This is a genomic window from Candidatus Poriferisodalis sp., from assembly GCF_965204125.1.
Taxonomy (GTDB): domain Bacteria; phylum Actinomycetota; class Acidimicrobiia; order Acidimicrobiales; family Poriferisodalaceae; genus Poriferisodalis.
In genome coordinates, this window is the sequence record NZ_OZ241968.1 from 2610001 (window position 1) to 2628821 (window position 18821).

Below are 18821 nucleotides of genomic sequence, written 5' to 3' on the forward strand. Positions count from 1 at the left end.
CTGTGGATAGGGGTGAAAGGCCAATCAAACACGGTGATATCTGGTTCTCCCCGAAATGCATTTTGGTGCAGCGTCGCACGTTCAGCCATGGAGGTAGAGCACTGATTGGGCTAGGGGGCCCACAAGCTTACCGACCCCAGTCAAACTCCGAATGCCATGGCTCCAGAGTGCGGCAGTGAGTCCACGGGGGATGAGCTTCGTTGGACGAGAGGGAAACAGCCCAGAGCGCCGGCTAAGGCCCCTAAGTGTGTATTAAGTGGCAAACGATGTGGGATTGCCCAGACAGCCAGGAGGTTGGCTTAGAAGCAGCCACCCTTGAAAGAGTGCGTAACAGCTCACTGGTCGAGTGGTCCTGCGCGGATAATGTAACGGGGCTAAATACACCGCCGAAGCCGCGCCTTTGAGTTCGCTTGCGAGCGAGCTCGAGGGGTAGGGGAGCGTCGTGCCTGCAGCGAAGCCGGAGCGTGAGCGCCGGTGGAGCGGGTCCGAGTGAGAATGCTGGCATGAGTAGCGAGAGAGGGGTGCGAATCCCCTCCGCCGTAAGCCCAAGGGTTCCTGGGGAAGGCTGGTCCTCCCAGGGTTAGTCGGGAGCTAAGGCGAGGCCGAGAGGCGTAGTCGATGCACAACCGGTTGATATTCCGGTACCACCACGTGCGCGCCCAGTCCAAAATGCGGTTGCTAAGGGGCTGTCCTCCCTTCGGGGAACGACGAACCGACCCACCGCACCGAGGACAGCAATGAGGGGACGCAGGAGGATAGGTGAACCCAGGCGATGGTAGACCTGGGGTAAGCGAGTAGGACGGGGACTAGGTAAGTCCGGGCCCCATGAAGTCCGAGACGCGATGCCGAGCCGCTACAGGCGAAGTCATTGATTCCATGCTGCCTAGAAAAGCCTCTAGCGAGTTCACGTGGTGCCCGTACCTAAACCAACACAGGTAGGCAGGTAGAGCATACTCAGGCGAACGGGAGAACTGTGGTTAAGGAACTCGGCAAATTGCATCCGTAACTTCGGGAGAAGGATGACCCTGCGATGGTGACGGCACTAGCTGCCCGAGCCGGAAAGGGTGGCACAAAATAGGGGAAAGCGACTGTTTACTAAAAACACAGCAGCGTGCGAAGTCGTAAGACCATGTATACGCTGTGACGCCTGCCCGGTGCCGGAAGGTTACGGGGAACGGTTAGCTCTTCGGAGCGAAGCTGTGAACCTAAGCCCCGGTAAACGGCGGCCGTAACTATAACGGTCCTAAGGTAGCGAAATTCCTTGTCGGGTAAGTTCCGACCTGCACGAATGGCGTAACGACTTTCCCACTGTCTCAACCACAGACCCGGCGAAATTGAAGTACGAGTAAAGATGCTCGTTGGCTACAGAAGGACGGAAAGACCCCGTGGACCTTTACTATAACTTGGTATTGGGTTGTGGCACGTGTTGTGTAGGATAGGTCGGAGACTAGGAAGCGTGTGCGCCAGCATGCGTGGAGTCACCCTTGAAATACGACCCTGCTCATGTCGGAACTCTAACCTAGGACCCTGATCGGGTTCGGGAACAGTGCCAGGCGGGTAGTTTGACTGGGGCGGTCGCCTCCCAAATGGTAACGGAGGCGCCCAAAGGTTCCCTCAGACTGGTTGGCAATCAGTCGTCGAGTGCAATGGCACAAGGGAGCTTGACTGTGAGACATACAGGTCGAGCAGGTGCGAAAGCAGGGCATAGTGATCCAGCGATTGCGTGTGGAAGCGTCGTTGCTCAACGGATAAAAGGTACCCCGGGGATAACAGGCTCATCTTCCCCAAGAGTCCATATCGACGGGAAGGTTTGGCACCTCGATGTCGGCTCATCGCATCCTGGGGCTGAAGCAGGTCCCAAGGGTTGGGCTGTTCGCCCATTAAAGCGGTACGCGAGCTGGGTTTAGAACGTCGTGAGACAGTTCGGTCCCTATCCTCTGTGGCCGTAGGAGATTTGAGGAAAGCTGTCCGTAGTACGAGAGGACCCGGATGGACGCAGCTCTCGTGTGCCAGTTGTTCCGCCAGGAGCACGGCTGGTTGGCGACCTGCGGAAGGGATAAGCGCTGAAAGCATCTAAGCGCGAAGCCTGTTCCAAGATGAGATCTCCCACTGGTACAACCAGGTAAGGCCCGTGGCAGATAACCACGTTGATAGGCCGGATGTGTACGCACAGCAATGTGTTCAGCAGACCGGTACTAATCGGCCGAGGGCTTGGTATCGGTACTCAGCCTTGAGGAAGCGCACCCGAGTGTGTGCGCTGCTCGTGCATCGCGTGCAGGAGTCTGCACCGGCAGATCTCCGGTGGTTATGGCGGCAGGGCCACACCCGTTCCCATTCCGAACACGGAAGTTAAGCCTGCCAGCGCCGATGGTACTTGGGGGCAATTCCCCTGGGAGAGTAGGTCGCTGCCGGAACCCTGAACCCCCGTCGTGTTAGCGGCGGGGGTTCTTCGCGCTTGCGGGCCTACCCTCGGGGGGTGACGCAGAACCGGCGCCCGCCTCGCAAGCCGACACACGGGCGACCCGATCGCGGCCGTGGCCAGCGGCAGGATCGGAGCCGTCGCGGTCAGCCTGATCGCGCTCCCCGGGGCCGTTCTGATGGCGATGATCAACAGCGCCGCACCCGCGGTCGGCGGCCCCAGCAGCGCCGCTCGGACGCTCCGCGGCGACCCGATAAGCCCGTCGACGAGGTGGCATCCCGGGCAGCTCGCCGCACCGACTGGGGTGGGGTGGCCCGCAAAGGCGCATCGGTGTTGCGGCCGATTCCCGGCGCCGACCGGGGTGACGCCTACGCGGCAAAGGTGCCTGAACGCCAGAGCCCGCGACCTCAGCAGCCACCGCCGCCCGAGCGCGCCAAGCGTGCGCCGCAGGACGCGCCACGTCGTAGTCGCTCCAAGGTGCGACTTGAGGTTCCCCAGCTCGATCCGATCGGCGTGCGGGGCATGCCGTCCGCAGAACAGCAGCGACTGTCGCAGCGATTGCGAGAGGCAGGGGAGGACTTCCTCGCAGAGCGTTTCGGGGATGCCCTCACCACGCTGCGGCCGCTGGCGTCCCGGTATGCCGCGGTCGCCGAAGTGCAGGAGCTGTACGGCCTGACGCTTTACCGGCTCGGCCGCTGGACCGCCGCGTCGCACCGGCTCGAGCACTACGAGGCGCTCACCGGCGCCGTCGACCAGCTTCCGGTGCTGGCGGACTGCTATCGAGCGCTGGGTCGGCTCAATGACGTGCATGACGTGTGGGATCGGCTGAGGCATGCCGATCCTGATGCCCTGACCATCACCGAGGGCCGGATCGTGGCTGCGGGCGCGCTGGCTGACGAGGGTCGCCCTCGCGATGCCATCCGCCTGCTGGAAGCAGGCCCGCTGCGCCCCAAGCGTCCCAAGGAGCACCACCTCAGGCTCTGGTATGCGCTCGCCGACATGTACGACCGGGTCGGAGACCTCCAGCGGGCCCGGCGCGGATTCGCCCGGATCGCGGATGTCGAACCCGGCTTCGTGGACGTCGAGGATCGGCTTGCGGCGCTCGGCACCGAGGACGCCTGAGAAGCCGAGCCAGGATCAGTCTTCGCGCGGAGCCGCGCGGGTAGAGTGAATCCGTCATTCGGCGTGCGCCGCCCCCAGTACCAGCCCCCCCAAAACGGCGCCGTCAGATAATGCGAGGCGAACCGTACATCGTGACCACCGACATTGTGCGCCTGCTGGGCGAGCAGGCCTCTTATCTGCTGGACCACAAGTGCGAAGGCATCGGGCGAGACCTGCTCACGCTGCCCGGGCCTGACTTTGTGACCGATGTCGTCGCCGGCACCGACCGTTCGCCGCAGGTCATGCGGAGCCTCCAGTCGCTGTTCGACCATGGCCGCCTCGGCGGCACCGGTTACGTTTCCATCCTTCCGGTGGATCAGGGAATCGAGCACTCGGGTGCTGCGTCGTTCGCGCCGAATCCGATCTACTTCGATCCGGCCTCCATCGTGGAGTTGGCGGTTGAGGGCGGCTGCAATGCCGTGGCCACGACATTCGGCGTGCTCGGAGCGGTTTCCCGCCGCTACGCCCATCGCATCCCGCTTATCGTCAAGATCAACCACAACGAGTTGTTGACCTACCCGGCCTCCTACGACCAGATCATGTTCGGCTCGGTTCAGCGAGCACATGAGCTCGGAGCTGCCGGCGTCGGCGCGACGATCTACTTCGGCTCGGCTGAGAGCGGCCGCCAGATCACCGAGGTGGCCGCGGCATTCGAGGAAGCGCACCGCCTCGGCATGTTCACCGTGCTGTGGTGTTACCTGCGCAACTCGGCCATCAACCAGTCGGCCGAAGGCGCCGACGGCGAGCCGACTCAGGTAGACAACCACGTGGCGGCCGACGCCACCGGACAGGCCAACCACATCGGCGTCACGATCGAGGCCGACATCATCAAGCAGAAGCTGCCCGAGCACAACGGCGCCTTCGTCTCGGTACCGGGCTTCGGCAAGACGCACGCTGCGGTGTACGACCAGCTCACGACGGACCATCCGGTGGACTTGTGCCGCTGGCAGGTGGCGAATTGCTATATGGGACGCGTTGGGCTCATCAACTCCGGCGGCGCCAGTTCGGGGGCCACCGACTTGGCCGAAGCCGTCACCACCGCAGTGGTCAACAAGCGAGCCGGCGGCATCGGGCTGATCTCAGGACGCAAGGCGTTTCAGCGGCCAATGGCCGAAGGCGTCGAACTGCTCGGCGCCATCCAGGACGTCTATCTGGACCAGGCGGTGACCATCGCCTGAGGCGTGATCCGACCCGGCTGCATTCACCCAGCCGCGGCTAGCGTGGTCGCCTGGAGCGACCGCAATTTCCCCAAGACCCACAACTGCGGGCCGCTTCCCGCCAGGAGTCCTTCCCCTAGGAGACACAGTGACCGATACCGCATCGCGCGAATTGCCGCTGCAGGAGATCGACGAGGTCATCATTCGCTTCGCCGGCGACTCCGGCGACGGCATGCAGCTCACCGGTGACCAATTCACGAGCATCTCCGCGGCGCTCGGCAACGATCTGTCCACGCTGCCCGAGTTCCCCGCCGAGATCCGCGCTCCGCAGGGAACGCTGGCCGGTGTCTCGGCCTTCCAGGTGCGCATCTCCGATTTCGACATCACCACCCCGGGTGATGCACCGACGGTGCTGGTGGCAATGAATCCGGCGGCGCTGAAGGCGCAGCTGCACAACCTCGCGCAGGGCGGCGCGCTGATCCTGAACACCGATGCCTTCAACGACCGCAATCTGGAGAAGGCCGGCTACTCCAGCAATCCGCTCGATGACGGCACCTTGGACGACTACCGCTCGTACCCGGTGCCGATGAGCCAGATCACCCGGGACGCTGTGGCCGAGCACGGCGTGAAGCCGCGGGATGCGGAGCGTTCCAAGAACTTCTTCGCACTCGGTCTGATCTCGTGGATGTACACGCGGCCGGTCGAGCCGACGCTCGAGTTCATCAACACCAAGTTCCGGGGTCGCGAACAGGTCATCAACGCCAACACCGCAGCGTTCAAGGCCGGCTACAACTTCGGCGAGACAGCTGAGATCTTCGAGGCTCACTACGAGGTGAAGCCAGCCCCGCTGACACCTGGCGAATACACCAACGTGAACGGGAACACGGCGCTGGCTTGGGGCTGCGTCGTGGCAGGCCAGCTCGCGCGTTTGCCGGTGTTCCTCGGCTCGTACCCCATCACGCCGGCCTCGGACATCCTGCACGAGATGTCGCTCAAGAAGAACTTCGGCGTGCGGACGTTCCAAGCCGAAGACGAGATCGCTGCTGCTGCGTCGGCGGTGGGGGCAGCCTTCGGCGGAGCGCTGGCGTTTACTTCCACGTCGGGGCCCGGCTTGGCGCTGAAGGGTGAGACGCTCAGCCTCGCAGTGAGCCTCGAGCTCCCGATGGTGGTGCTCGACATCCAGCGCGGCGGACCGTCAACGGGCTTGCCGACCAAGCCCGAGCAGGCAGACCTGATGATGGCCATGTACGGGCGTCATTCCGAGTCGCCGCTGCCGGTCGTGGCGCCGCGTAGTCCCGCGGACTGCTTCGACATCGCGATCGAGGCATCTCGCATCGCGCTGAAGTACCGGACACCCGTCATCGTGCTGTCCGACGGCTACCTGGCGAACAGCTCCGAGCCGTGGCTGCTGCCCGAGGTCGATGAGCTGCCCGACATCGGCGTCGATTTTGCAACGGAGTTCAACGGCACCAACGAGGACGGCGACGGCATCTTCCTGCCGTATTTGCGGGATCCCGACACACTGGCTCGCCCGTGGGCCATTCCCGGCACGCCGGGCCTGATGCACCGCGTCGGTGGCATCGAGAAAGAGGACGGCACCGGCAACATCTCCTACGAGCCTGAGAACCACCAGCTGATGGTCGATCTGCGACAGGCGAAGATCGACGGCGTCGATGTCCCTGATGTCGAAGTCGCTGGCGACGCAGACGCCGGTCTTGTGGTTCTGGGCTGGGGCTCCACGTGGGGCGCCATCGACGCGGCTGCGGGACGGCTGCGCGAGGACGGTTTCGAGGTGGCGCATGTGCACCTTCGGCACCTCAATCCGCTGCCCGCGAATCTCGGCGACGTGCTGCGTCGCTACCGGGCCGTGGTGTGTCCCGAGATGAACAAGGGGCAGCTGTGTGATCTGGTGCGGGCGAAGTACCTGATCGATGTCGAGCACATCGGCAAGATTGACGGCGTCCCGTTCACGACCGGCGAGGTGACCGCAGCTGTCCGCAAGCGCCTTGAGGAGCTGGCGGGCAGCTAGGCGCCGACCAGACGATGATCAACGAATCCAAAACCAGCGAGTACATACAGAGGCAAACAGCACGATGACCGACACCTCGATCACGCCGACTACACAGCCCGGAGACTGGGCCTCCGACCAGGAGGTCCGCTGGTGCCCGGGTTGCGGCGACTACTCCATTCTCACGGCGATGCGGATGCTGATGCCGAGCCTCGGCACCGAACCGCACAACACGGTGTTCGTGTCGGGCATCGGCTGCGCTGCCCGGTTCCCCTACTACATGAACTCCTACGGCGTGCACGGCATCCATGGTCGAGCACCCGCAATCGCCACCGGCTTGGCGATGGCCCGGCCCGATCTCGACGTCTGGGTGATCGGCGGCGATGGCGACATGCTGTCGATCGGCGGCAATCACCTGATCCACGCTTTGCGCCGCAACGTCAAGATCAAGGTGCTGCTGTTCAACAACCAGATTTACGGCCTGACCAAGGGCCAGTTCAGCCCCACGAGCGAGATCGGCAAGGTCACCAAGAGCTCGCCGATGGGTTCGCTCGACGCGCCGTTCAACCCGCTTGCCGTGGCGCTCGGCGCCGAGGCGTCGTTCGTGGCACGCACACACGACATGGACCGCCAGCACATGATGGACACGTTCCGGCGGGCGCACGAGCACGACGGCGCCGCGTTTGTGGAGGTGTTCCAGAACTGCAACGTCTTCAATGACGGCGCCTTCGAAGGGGTTACCAAGAAGCAGAACCGCGATGCCAACCTCATCCCGTTGGCGCACGGCGAGCCCATCCGCTTCGGCGCCGACGGCGAGTTCGGGGTCATCGACGAGTCGGGCTGCGCCCGGGTTGTCCACACAGCCGATGTGAGCACCGACGAATTGCTCACCCATGACGAGACGAAGCACGATCCCTCGACCGCATTCATGCTGGCTCGTCTCGCCCGAGGACCGTTTGAGCCCACGCCGGTCGGCGTGTTCCGCGCCGTGCGGCGCAGCGAGTACGCGATGGCCTCCACTCGACAGCTGGCAGCGGCCCAACAGAAGCAGGGCGCCGCCGACATTGCGCAGCTGCTGCGCTCGCGCGGCACCTGGTACGTCTGAAGACACCTCCTTCGTCGCGTAAACCACTGCGGTGCGCCGCGGGCGCGCTGGTACTTTCGGCTGCATGAACGCCGTCCGACGACGCTTGGACAACGAGCTCGTGCGGCGTTGCCTGGCCTCGTCTCGCGCGGCGGCCCAAGCTCTTATTTCGGACGGCCGGGTTCTCGTGGGCGGTTCGGTCGCGCAGAAAGCGTCTCGCATGGTGTCGGCTGCCGAGCCGGTAGAGCTCAGCGGTGAGCCGGCTCGGTTCGTGTCACGCGGCGGAGAGAAGCTGGACGCCGCGCTGGACGAATTCGGCGTCGCCGTGGCGGGGCGGTGCGCCGTCGATGTCGGCGCTTCGACGGGCGGTTTCACCGATTGCCTGCTGCAGCGGGGCGCGGCGGAAGTGGTTGCGATCGATGTCGGCTGGGGACAGCTCGATGCCCGCCTGCGGGCCGATTCCCGCGTCACCGTGCGGGAACGGTGCAACGTGCGCCACGTTGGACCCTCCGACATCGGCGGCCCGGCGGACATCGTCACCGCCGACCTGTCGTTCATCTCGCTGCGGACGGTGATGGCGAACCTCGCGGCGTGCACGGTGCCCGGTGGCGAAGCAGTGCTGCTTGCCAAGCCGCAGTTCGAAGCCGGCCGGCGTGAGGCTTCACGCGGCAAGGGAGTTGTGCGCGACCCGGATGTGTGGCAGCGAGTGCTCACCGACGTGGCATCGAGCGCCTCCCGCCATGGTCTCGCACCCAGCGGTGTCGCCGCTTCGCGGTTGCGAGGGGCCGCAGGCAACGCCGAGTTCTTCTTGCACTGCCGTCGTCTAGAGGCTGAGCCGTCAGGCGAATTCGATCTTGACAGCGCCATCGAGACTGCTATCGAGACGGCCCCCAGCGCTTCTTCTGAGGGGGCACCGGCATGAGCGACGTGCTGATCATCGCCCATGCCGAGCGCGCGGAGGCGCTGACGGCTTCGAAACAGCTGGTGGCCTGGCTCGAGGGCGAGGGTCACGCGGTGGAAATGGGCGGCGTGGAGGCCACGGCAATCGGTCGCCCCGAACTCGGTGTCGATGAACCGATCCGGACAGTCCCGGATCTCGCTGTGAGCATCGGCGGCGACGGCACCATGCTGCGCTCGTTCGATCTGGTGGCAGCCGCGGGCGTGCCAGTGCTCGGCGTCAATGTGGGCCACCTCGGCTACCTGACCGAATTCGAGCCGGCACAGCTCACCGACATGGTCGCTGCGGCGCTCGGAGGGTCCCTAGACGTCTCGGAGCGGATGATGGTCAGCGCACGTGTGCGGTACAGCGGTGCCGATGACATTGGCGCCCAAGATGACGAGACGTGGACGGGACTGAATGAGGTCGTGCTCGAGAAGCGCGATCCGGGGCACACGGTCAGGCTGGAAGTGTGGCTCGACGGCGATGTGTTCGCGACCTACGCAGCAGACGGCCTCATCGTGTCCACGCCGACGGGTTCCACGGCGTACAGCCTCTCGGCAGGAGGTGCGGTCGTAGCGCCGACGCACTCGTCGTTGCAGGTCACTCCGGTCGCGCCGCACATGCTCTTCGATCGTTCGCTGCTGCTGCCGCCGGACACCGAGATCGGTATCCGCGTGATCAGCGAGCGGCCAGCGCTCGCCGCTGTGGATGGGCGCTCGGCCAGCTTGCTGGCGACCGGCGATGAGCTGGTCGTGACACGCGCTCCATACGACGCGCGGTTCATCACCGCTGGCGGCGACAGCTTTCATCGTGTGCTGAAGCACAAATTCGGCCTCAAGGACCGCTGATGCTCGTCGAGCTGGCGGTGCACGATCTCGGCGTCATTTCCCATGCCAACTTGGTGCTCGGCCCAGGCATGACCGCGCTGACTGGCGAGACGGGCGCCGGCAAGACGCTGGTGGTGCAGGCGGTGCAGCTGTTGATGGGCGGTCGCGCTGATCCGGCGATGGTGCGCGCCGGCGCAGTCGAAGCAGTTGTCGAGGGCAGGTTCGTGCAGGCCGATGGCAGCGAGCGTGTGCTGCGCCGCGTGATCCCAGCAGCCGGTCGCAGCCGTGCCTACGTGGATGGCGGCATGGCGTCGGCGGCAGAGCTTGCAGAGTTCGGGGCCGAGCTCGTTGACCTTCACGGGCAGCACCAGCACCAATCGCTGTTGCGCGCTCGCACCCAGCGCGAGGCGCTCGACCGCTGGGGCGGCATCGATGTGCGCCCGCTTGCAGCAGCGCGTGACGAACTGACAGCGCTCACCGAGAACCTGGCCGCACTCGGCGGAGACGCGCGAGCACGGGCGCAGGAGATCGATCTCCTGCGGTACCAGGTTGACGAGATCGCATCGGCGCAGCTGGAAGATCCTGACGAATTGAGCTTGATCGCCGAGCGGGAGGACCTGCTGGCCGATGCAGCATCGGTCCTCGCGGATGGTCATGCGGCACGCCAGGCACTTGCTGGAGATGACGGCGCGATCGACAGGCTGGGCGCTGCGGCGGCTTTGCTGGCCGCCCGGAAGGCGTTCGCCCCGGTGAGCGACCGCTTGGGTGCCGTGGCCGCGGAGCTCGATGACACTGTTGCGCAGCTGAGAGGAATGCTCGACACGGTCGAGGACGACCCGCAGGCGCTGGCCGACGTCCGTGCCCGGCACCAGCTCCTGCGCGAGCTGACCCGCAAGTACGGCGACACGCTGGCCGATGTGCGCGCGTTCGGTGCCCAGGCAGCAGAGCGGCTGTCGCAGCTCGAACGCCACACCGAGTTGGCCGCCGAGCTGGAGGCCGGCATCGATGCGGCGCAACGCCACGTCGAAGCCGAGGCTCACGTTGTGGCTGCAGCTCGTCGAGCGGCTGCACCTGGTCTCGCCGCTGCGGTGGGCGAGCACCTCGCGTCGCTGGCGTTGGCAGGCGGCACGCTCGAGGTCAGCGTCACCGGCGAAGCGCCGAGCGACGGCGTCGAACTGCTCTTCAGCGCGAACCGGGGCACCCCACCCGGTCCGCTGTCGAAGGTGGCATCGGGCGGCGAGCTGGCGCGCGTCATGCTGGCGTTGCGGCTCGTGCTGACCGCCGGCCCGCCGACCCTGGTGTTCGACGAGGTCGACGCTGGCATCGGCGGCGAGACAGCAGTCGCCGTCGGTCAGGCGCTGGCTTCGCTGGCCAGCCAGCACCAGGTGCTGGTGGTCACGCATCTCCCACAGGTCGCGGCATTCGCACACCACCAGGTGGCCGTTCGGAAGACCGATGACGGCAACGCAGTGGCTTCCGACCTCGTCGCCGTGACGGGACCCGATCGCGTCAGCGAGCTGGCGCGGATGCTCGCAGGTCAGCCTGCATGGGCGAGCGGCCGCCAGCACGCGACTGAATTGCTGGAGGTGGCCGCCGCAGCACGGGGCGGCACGCGAGAGTGAGCATGTCCCGCCCGCGCGCTTTGTGGGGACGCCTGCGATCGCGCCGCAATCACGGCGGTACCCACGTGGAGATCGCGGGACGGTGCAGGGTGGACCGTCGCACCAAGAATCTGCTGCGCCGCTTGGAACGCGGCGAGATTGCGGTCATCCACCACGCAGACCTGGATCGGGTCGCTGCCGACGGCCTTCTGGCAGCGGGGGCGATCGCGGTGATCAACGCAGAACCGACGATGACCGGCCGGTACCCGGCGCTGGGCGGTCTCACGCTCGCGCAAGCACGAGTACCGGTGCTGGACGACATCGGCGAGGGGGTGTTTGCATCGCTCCGAGACGGCGAGGAGCTGGCCATCTCAGGCGATGAGGTGCTGCGCGGCGACCAGGTGATCGGCACCGGGTACCGCCGCGATGCCGAGCACTTCGAACGCGTACTGGAATCGGCGCGAGTGGCGGTGCGCAGCGAACTCGGGAGCTTTGCCCGGAACACGCTCGAGTACCTGGAGAGGGAACCGCAGGTCCTCACCGATGAGCTGGAGATCCCGCCGCTGCGGCACCAGCTGCGACGCCGCCACGTGCTGGTAGTGGTACGCGGCATCGACTACCGCGAAGATCTGGCGGCGCTACGCCGATCGGGCTACATGTCGGACATGCGGCCAGTCATCATCGGTGTGGACGGGGGTGCCGACGCGTTGCTCGAGGCCGGTCTCGTGCCCCACATCATCATCGGCGACTTCGACTCGGTGTCGCCGCGGGCACTCACCTGCGGGGCGCAGCTCATCGTGCATGCCTATCCCGAAGGCGGCGCGCCGGGCGCGGTCCGTCTCGACGACGCCGGATTGAGCTACGACGTCATCGCCGCGCCCGGAACCAGCGAGGACCTGGCATTGCGGCTGGCCTTCGAGCAGCGAGCCGAGCAGATCGTCGAGGTGGGGTCCCACACGTCGATGGTCGACTTCTTCGACAAGGGCCGCAGCGGCATGGCATCCACCTTCCTGACCCGGATGCAGGTGTCTCCGGCGCTCGTGGATGCAAAGGGCGTGAGCCGTCTCTACCGCACCCAGGTGCGCAAGCGAGACATGGCGATGCTGATCGTCTCGGCGCTCGTCACCATCGGCGTCATCGCCGCGGTGACCGAGCCGGGCCGGCTCCTGCTGCGCACCCTGTGGATCAACATGGGCCTGTAGATCGGTCGGGCGAATGATCAACCTCCGCTACCACATCGTGTCGATCGCGGCGGTCTTCCTGGCCCTGGCGATCGGCCTGGCGCTGGGCTCGACATTTGTGGACTCGGTGCTGGTGAGCAACCTGGAGTCACGCGTGGACCAGTTGCAGGCCGACACCGAATCGGCGATCGAGCGACAAGCCGAAGCCGAGGAGGAGCTCGGCGAGGCTGAGGCGGCACGCGACGCAGCGCTAGCGAGCGTTGAGGCGGCGCGGTCCGTGCGGTTCGAGGTAGAGGATCTCGTACGGCCGTACCTTCCTCAAGGACGGCTGAGCGGCACGACAACGCTCATTGTCGCGCCAGAATCCACGGACCGGACCGCAGTGGCGGCCATCCGCGCACGCCTCGATGCGACCGACGCGCGCCATGGCGGGGTGCTGTGGCTCAGCGATGATCTCCGCCTGCACGACCCAAGTGTGCGCCGGAGCATCGCCGAGGCCTTCTCGCTGGCAGGTGACAGCCGCAACGCGGTGCGCAGAGCGCTTCGCTTCCTGCTGCCTCAGGCACTGTTCAGGCCGGCGGAGGCCGGGTCCAGCCAGATGCTCGCCGATGATGTCAACGCGATCACCGACTTCGGAGCGCTTGACGGCTTCTCTCGCGGCTTCTCGGCGGTCCCGCCGACTCGTACTGCGCTCACCTTGCTCCGCGATCTGGAATTGGTGACTCATGACGGCACCGGTGCCGTAGCGCTGCACCTGCTGGGAGGGGAGCAACTGCGACTCGTAGTGGTCACCGATGCGGCGGCGGCCGGGTTGAACCAAGATTTCATTTTCGACCTGTTGAGGGCGGTCGTTGACGACGGCCACTCGGGCACCGGCGTCATCGTCGAAGTACCTGCGCCGGGGGCAGCAGGAGTGGGCTACGGCGCAGTGCTGGAGCGAGTTCGCTCCGACGCCGTGCTCGCGGGAGCGTTCGCGAGCGTCGACGATGTCGACACCTTCTCGGGCGATTTGGCGCTGCTGGTTGCGCTGGAGCGGTTGCCTGCCGTCGATCACTTCTCGGGAGCTGATCTCAACCACGGTCTGGGCCCGTCATGACCCACGCCGTGGCGATTGTGCCCGCCTTCAACCGGGCCGACACGGTGGGTGCCACGGTGACGGCGCTGCGAACGGTGCCCGATGTGCTCGACGTCGTCGTGGTCGACGACGGGTCGCGGGACCGAACTGCGGCTGCGGCTGCCGCTGCAGGCGCGCGCGTCATCGAGCTTGCACGCAACCGCGGCAAAGCAGCGGCGGTCGCCGCGGGCATCGCGGCGTCGGGCGCCCCCGACGTGTACCTCCTCATCGATGCCGATCTGGGCGGTTCAGCCGCGCTGGCCGCAGATCTGCTGCAGCCGATTGCGCTGGGCGAAGCCGACATGACGATTGCCGTCTTCGGTGCTGCTGAGGGCCCGAGCGGGTTCGGGCTCGTCAAGGCGTTCGCGGCACGTGTCCTGCGTTCCGAGACGGGACTGGAACTGGCTGAACCTCTCTCGGGTCAGCGCGCCGTGCGGGGTCCGCTGATGAGATCACTTCGGCTCGCGCCCGGGTTCGGACTCGAGGTCGGTCTGACGCTCGATGCGGCTGACCGAGGAGCCCGCATCAGCGAGGTCGAGATCGGATTCAGCCATCGGCAAACCGGGCGTGATCTCAGCGGCTTCGCGCATCGAGCGCGAATCGGGCGACACGTTTACCTCGCTGTGGTAGCCCGCACCGGCTGGCCGAAGGCAGTCTCCTCCCTGGCCACCTCGCTGCTGAGCCGCGTCATCTCGGCCGCTCGCGGTACGCCGGTGCGTGACCGGGGGCAAGGGCTCGGGCGGGCGGTACGCCAGTCATGGCAGCGGGCACGGCAGCTCCGACCGCCGCGCTCGCTTCCGGGCGTGCGCTCGTGGCGACCCTGGCGGCGCCGACGCACGCGAGGGGCATGACGCTGGTGCCCTCGCTGGCCCTGATCATCGACACGACGCAAGCGGGAGCGTTGTTGACGGCGGCATTTGCGGGATCGCTTCTCCTTGCAGCCCTGCTCTGGCGCTGGTTCGGCTCGCGCATGAGCCGAGATCGCTGGATCCGGCCCAACTACCGGGGGCAGCCGATCGTGGCCGTCACGGGCCTCATCGTCCTCATCGCCGGCTCGGTCGCAGTTGCAATCACGGCAGCCGTCATCGTTTCGTTGCCAGAGGGCGAGATGCACGAGGCCGTACATGTGCTGGATCAATCTGTGCTGCTGGCACGCTCGCCTGATTCGGCTGTCATCGCCGGTGGCATCGCTGCGCTGGTGCTGCTTGGGGGTTTCGGCTGGCTGGGCTACCGCGACGACATCCGCGGAACACCATCCGGACATGTTGCTTCCAGCGGCTTCGCCGGGCACCTTCGTCAGAGCCTGGGCCAGCGAGCCCTCACGACCGGGCTGCAGAAGGCGCTTGGCGGACTCGTTGTCGCAACCGTGGCTGTGCAGATCGCCCTGTGGGGCGACCCTGCCGAGGCCCGCTACTTCGCCGGCACGAATCCTGGGGATTGGTTCGACCCGGTGCCGCACGCCTTGGGCTTGGGTACGGATCCCGACGCCATGTGGAGCCTGATGGCGCTGATGCGCGGGGTGCTGATCGTGGCCTTGTCGGCGAACCTGCTGAACCTGCTGGACCGAGCGCCTGGACGCGCGGCCAAGGCGTCACTCGGGTGGTGGCTTGTCGCGCTGGTGCCGGCGGCGCTCGTGGCGCCGGGCTCAGCTGGACGCTTCGATCTGGGGTTCGAGGTCACCGAGTGGGCTGTGTGGGCTGGGGTTGCTGCTGGCGCATCGGCAGGATTGCTGCGAAGCGAATTGGCCGAACAGCACATGCAGGGTGACACCGGCGTCAATCCTGTCGGCGCCGTCTTGGGCATGGCGACGGTCATCGCATATTCGGCAACCGTCGAGTGGGTGGTGATGGCGGTGTTGGCGGCCCTGAACCTGGCGAGCGAGCGCTGGTCGTTCAGCCGGATCATCGATGCGGTGCCGCCGCTCCGCTGGCTGGACCGGCTCGGTTCGCCCTACCGCAACTGAATCCTGCGTATCCATGCCCGCTGCATGGCGGCTGCCCCGGGCTCTATGCCCGCTGCATGGCAGCGGCGCAGTGGTGATGCTCGGCCAAGCGCTCGTCGAGTGCGGGGTGAACGATCTGGCCGCCGGAGACAACCGGGCGTCCGGCCACGATCGTGTCCCGGGCGGACAGCGGGCCGCATCGCAGCCATGCTTCGATGGGATCAGAGAGGGCGCCTGCGAACGCAGGCCCGTCGAGCTGCCACACCACGAGGTCACCGCACGCGCCGGGCGACAGCTCGCCGATCTCGCCCACTCGGCCGAGACAGCCCGCGCTGCCACGGGTTGCCAAGTCCAAGGCCTCGCGGGCGGAGAAATACACTGCGTTGCCCTGTTGAGCATCGCCTCCTTCGGCGTCATCGGCGGCCCCGCCGGCGTGGCCATCGGCGGGCCTGCCGCTGTCCAGCCCCTTCTCGGCACTCAGTTGCCGCTGGCCGTCGCGCAGCCGCCCCACCAGCAGCGCATTTCGCGCCTCGGTCCACATCGACGCCGAATCGGTGCTGGCTGAGCCGTCCACCCCGAGTCCCACCGGCACACCGGCAGCTCGCAGCTCGCGCACCGGCGCCAGTCCGACTCCGAGCAGCAGGTTCGAGCTGGGACAGTGCGCCACACCGGTGCCCCACGTTCCCAAGCGGGCGATCTCGGTTGCGTTGGGTTGCACGCCGTGCGCGATCCACGAACGATTCGAGCCCCAGCCGCAGTGCTCGAAGTAGTCCACCGGGCGCATCCCGAACATCTCGATGCAGAAGCCGTCCTCGCCGGGGTCCTCGCACAAGTGGGTGTGCAGGCGCACGTCGAGGCGCTCCGCGAGTTCGGCCGTAGCCGTCATCAGCTCGGTCGATACGGAAAATGGCGAGCACGGCGCCAGTGCGATCCGGACCATCGCGTCCGGCGAGCGGTCATGGTGCGCGCCGACCAGCCGCTCCGATTCCGCCAGGACTTCCTCGGGCGATTGGCAGACCTCATCGGGCGGCAGCCCGCCGTCGGACTGGCCCAGCGACATGGAGCCGCGGGTTGGGTGAAAGCGCATGCCCAATTCGCTGGCAGCGGCGATCTCCGCGGCAATCAAGTCGCCTGCGCCCCGCGGATGCACATAGAGGTGATCGGTGCTGGTGGTGCAGCCGCCCAGCGCCAGCTCTGCCAGGCCTACCCAGGCAGACAGGTACGCGCCCTGCTCATCGAGCCGCGCCCACAGCGGGTAGAGCGTGGTCAACCAGTCGAACAACCCGCCCCGAAGCGCAGGAGCGTAGGACCGCGTGAGGTTCTGGTACATGTGATGGTGGGTGTTGACGAGCCCGGGCGTGACGAGGCAGCCGCCGGCGTCGATGCGCCGGTCTGCTGCGGGCGGCGTCTGAGAGGCGTCGCCGACCGCGCTGACGAGTCCGCCGGTGATAGCGACCCAGCCGCCGGCAATCTCGCGGCGCTGCTCATCGCACGTCGCCAGCAGCTCGGCGCCGTGCACCAGCAGATCCGCCGTTGCAGCCGCCCGGGCTGCGTCTGATGTGTCGTTCATGATGTTCCGTCCGGCCGGTTGTTCACTCGGGGCGACGATCTCAGCGGATCCGGCAGGCAATTGCCGGACTTGCGTGGGGATCAGCCAACCTCAGCCGAAGCGACGGTAGCTTGATGACACATGCGAGAGAGCCCATCGAAAACGCCGCGTGGCTAAGCACATTTTCGTCACTGGCGGGGTTGCCAGCTCCCTCGGCAAAGGGCTCACGGCGGCCTCGCTCGGCCGGCTGTTGGCCGCCCGGGGACTGCGGGTCACCATGCAGAAGCTGGACCCGTACATCAACGTCGACCCTGGCACCCTGAACCCGTACGAGCACGGTGAGGTATTCGTCACCGACGACGGCGGTGAGACCGATCTCGATCTCGGCCACTACGAGCGGTTCATCGACGTGTCGCTCACCCGTGACTCGAATGCGACGACCGGTTCGATCTACCAGAAGGTGCTCGCCGACGAGCGGCGGGGGGAGTACCTGGGCCGGACCGTGCAGGTCATCCCGCACATCACCGACGAGATCAAGGAGCGCATCCGCAAGCTGGCCGACGGCGACGTGGACGTGGTCATCACCGAGGTGGGCGGCACCGTCGGAGACATCGAGATCCTGCCGTTCCTCGAGGCAATCCGGCAGATGCGCCTTGAGGTCGGCCGGCAGAACGTGTGTTATGTCCACGTCACGCTGGTGCCGTTCATCGGCCCGTCGGGCGAGCAGAAGACCAAGCCCACGCAGCACTCGGTGACCGAGCTGCGCAGCCGCGGCGTACAACCCGACGCCATCGTGCTGCGCAGTGAGGGGCCCATCGAGGACGGCCTGCGCAACAAGATCTCCAACCTCAGCGATGTCGAGCTGGCCGGCGTGGTGAACGCCCCCGACTCATCGGTCCTCTACGAGATCCCGATGGTGCTGCGGTCCGAAGGTCTCGACAGCTTCCTGTGCGGGATCCTCGGTTTCGAAGATGTCGAGCCCGACCTTGCCGACTGGGAGGCGATGCTCGCACGCATCAAGGCGCCCCAGGCGACGGTGCGCATCGGCATCATCGGCAAGTACGTGGCGCTGCCCGATGCCTACCTGTCCGTCGTGGAGGCGCTGCGCCACGCGGCCTCCTACCACGGCGTCGAAGTCGACATCGAGTGGATCCATTCCGAGGAGATCGAGGGGTTGCTCGCTGCGGGGCGGCTGCGGCACCTCGACGGGATGGTGATCCCGGGAGGGTTCGGCTCGCGGGGCATCGAGGGCAAGATCGCCGCGGCGGCGTACTCGCGCGAGCACGACATTCCCTGCCTGGGCCTGTGCTTGGGGCTGCAGGTCATGGTGATCGAGTTCTGCCGCAACGAGCTGGGCCTGCTGGGCGCCAACTCGACCGAGTTCGACCCCAACACGCTGCACCCGGTGATCGATCTCATGCATGCGCAGCGCGGCATCGAGGACAAGGGCGGCACCATGCGGCTCGGCGCGTATGTGGCCAGGCTGGCGCCGCGCAGCCGCGTGGCGGCGATGTATGGCGACACGCTGGTCAACGAGCGACACCGGCATCGCTACGAGGTGAACAGCGCCTACCGGCAGCGGATGGAAGAGGGCGGCCTGCAGTGCAGCGGGCTGTCGCCCGACGGGCGGCTGGCGGAGTTCATCGAGCTGGACGGTCACGCGTTCTGGGTGGGCACGCAGGCGCACCCGGAGTTCAAGAGCCGTCCCAACCGCCCGGCCCCGCTGTTCTGCGGACTGGTGGGCGCTGCGCTGGCGCGGGCCGAGGGACGCAATCCTCAGCTGCTGCCGGCATCGACGGGAACCGGGCCGCTGAGCACTGAACCCCTGGCCTAGACCG

The 18821-nt window shown here is 66.5% G+C and carries 13 protein-coding genes and 2 rRNA genes (1 of these 15 running past the window's edge); 14 read left to right on the top strand and 1 reads right to left on the bottom strand.

Annotation, left to right across the window (positions count from 1 at the left end; translation table 11 throughout):
• From ACOGXD_RS12130 to ACOGXD_RS12190, 13 genes are all read left to right on the top strand, one after another.
• Nucleotides 1-2219, top strand: a 23S ribosomal RNA gene (locus ACOGXD_RS12130); it begins 864 nt to the left of the window's first position.
• Nucleotides 2220-2297: 78 nt separating this feature from the next.
• A 5S ribosomal RNA gene (rrf, locus tag ACOGXD_RS12135) occupies nucleotides 2298-2414 on the top strand.
• Between the two features lie 275 nt (nucleotides 2415-2689).
• Nucleotides 2690-3541, top strand: coding sequence for a hypothetical protein (locus tag ACOGXD_RS12140; RefSeq protein ID WP_419915301.1), 852 nt, complete (start codon nucleotides 2690-2692; stop codon nucleotides 3539-3541).
• A gap of 131 nt (nucleotides 3542-3672) precedes the next feature.
• Nucleotides 3673-4758: a class I fructose-bisphosphate aldolase gene (locus ACOGXD_RS12145; RefSeq protein ID WP_419915302.1), complete on the top strand. Its 1086-nt coding sequence runs from the start codon at nucleotides 3673-3675 to the stop codon at nucleotides 4756-4758.
• A gap of 127 nt (nucleotides 4759-4885) precedes the next feature.
• A complete protein-coding gene (locus ACOGXD_RS12150; RefSeq protein ID WP_419915303.1) occupies nucleotides 4886-6766 on the top strand; it encodes a 2-oxoacid:acceptor oxidoreductase subunit alpha in 1881 nt (626 codons plus the stop codon).
• 64 nt (nucleotides 6767-6830) lie between these two features.
• Nucleotides 6831-7850, top strand: a complete 1020-nt coding sequence (locus ACOGXD_RS12155; RefSeq protein WP_419915304.1) for a 2-oxoacid:ferredoxin oxidoreductase subunit beta — start codon at nucleotides 6831-6833, stop codon at nucleotides 7848-7850.
• Nucleotides 7851-7914: 64 nt separating this feature from the next.
• A complete protein-coding gene (locus ACOGXD_RS12160) occupies nucleotides 7915-8751 on the top strand; it encodes a TlyA family RNA methyltransferase (RefSeq protein WP_419915305.1) in 837 nt (278 codons plus the stop codon).
• A complete protein-coding gene (locus tag ACOGXD_RS12165; protein ID WP_419915306.1) occupies nucleotides 8748-9617 on the top strand; it encodes an NAD(+)/NADH kinase in 870 nt (289 codons plus the stop codon). The genes ACOGXD_RS12160 and ACOGXD_RS12165 overlap by 4 nt, the downstream gene beginning before the upstream one ends.
• Complete coding sequence (recN, locus tag ACOGXD_RS12170; protein WP_419915307.1) at nucleotides 9617-11218, top strand: DNA repair protein RecN; 1602 nt, start codon at nucleotides 9617-9619, stop codon at nucleotides 11216-11218. Before ACOGXD_RS12165 ends, recN begins: the two co-directional genes overlap by 1 nt.
• 65 nt (nucleotides 11219-11283) lie before the next feature.
• Entirely contained in the window at nucleotides 11284-12399 is a 1116-nt protein-coding gene (gene steA, locus ACOGXD_RS12175; RefSeq protein ID WP_419915308.1) for a putative cytokinetic ring protein SteA, read from the top strand.
• 13 nt (nucleotides 12400-12412) lie between these two features.
• On the top strand, nucleotides 12413-13474 hold the full coding sequence (locus tag ACOGXD_RS12180) for a copper transporter (protein ID WP_419915309.1): 1062 nt from the start codon (nucleotides 12413-12415) through the stop codon (nucleotides 13472-13474).
• Nucleotides 13471-14343 carry a glycosyltransferase gene (locus ACOGXD_RS12185; RefSeq protein WP_419915310.1) on the top strand — a complete coding sequence of 291 codons (873 nt, stop codon included), beginning with the start codon at nucleotides 13471-13473 and terminating at the stop codon, nucleotides 14341-14343. The genes ACOGXD_RS12180 and ACOGXD_RS12185 overlap by 4 nt, the downstream gene beginning before the upstream one ends.
• Complete coding sequence (locus ACOGXD_RS12190; RefSeq protein ID WP_419915311.1) at nucleotides 14340-15455, top strand: hypothetical protein; 1116 nt, start codon at nucleotides 14340-14342, stop codon at nucleotides 15453-15455. The genes ACOGXD_RS12185 and ACOGXD_RS12190 overlap by 4 nt, the downstream gene beginning before the upstream one ends.
• 43 nt (nucleotides 15456-15498) lie before the next feature.
• On the opposite strand, the gene ACOGXD_RS12195 is transcribed toward ACOGXD_RS12190, so the two are convergent.
• Nucleotides 15499-17004, bottom strand: coding sequence for an amidohydrolase family protein (locus ACOGXD_RS12195; RefSeq protein ID WP_419915312.1), 1506 nt, complete (start codon nucleotides 17002-17004; stop codon nucleotides 15499-15501).
• A gap of 148 nt (nucleotides 17005-17152) precedes the next feature.
• On the opposite strand from ACOGXD_RS12195, the gene ACOGXD_RS12200 reads away from it, so the two are divergent.
• On the top strand, nucleotides 17153-18817 hold the full coding sequence (locus ACOGXD_RS12200) for a CTP synthase (protein WP_419915313.1): 1665 nt from the start codon (nucleotides 17153-17155) through the stop codon (nucleotides 18815-18817).
• Nucleotides 18818-18821 lie beyond the last annotated feature (4 nt).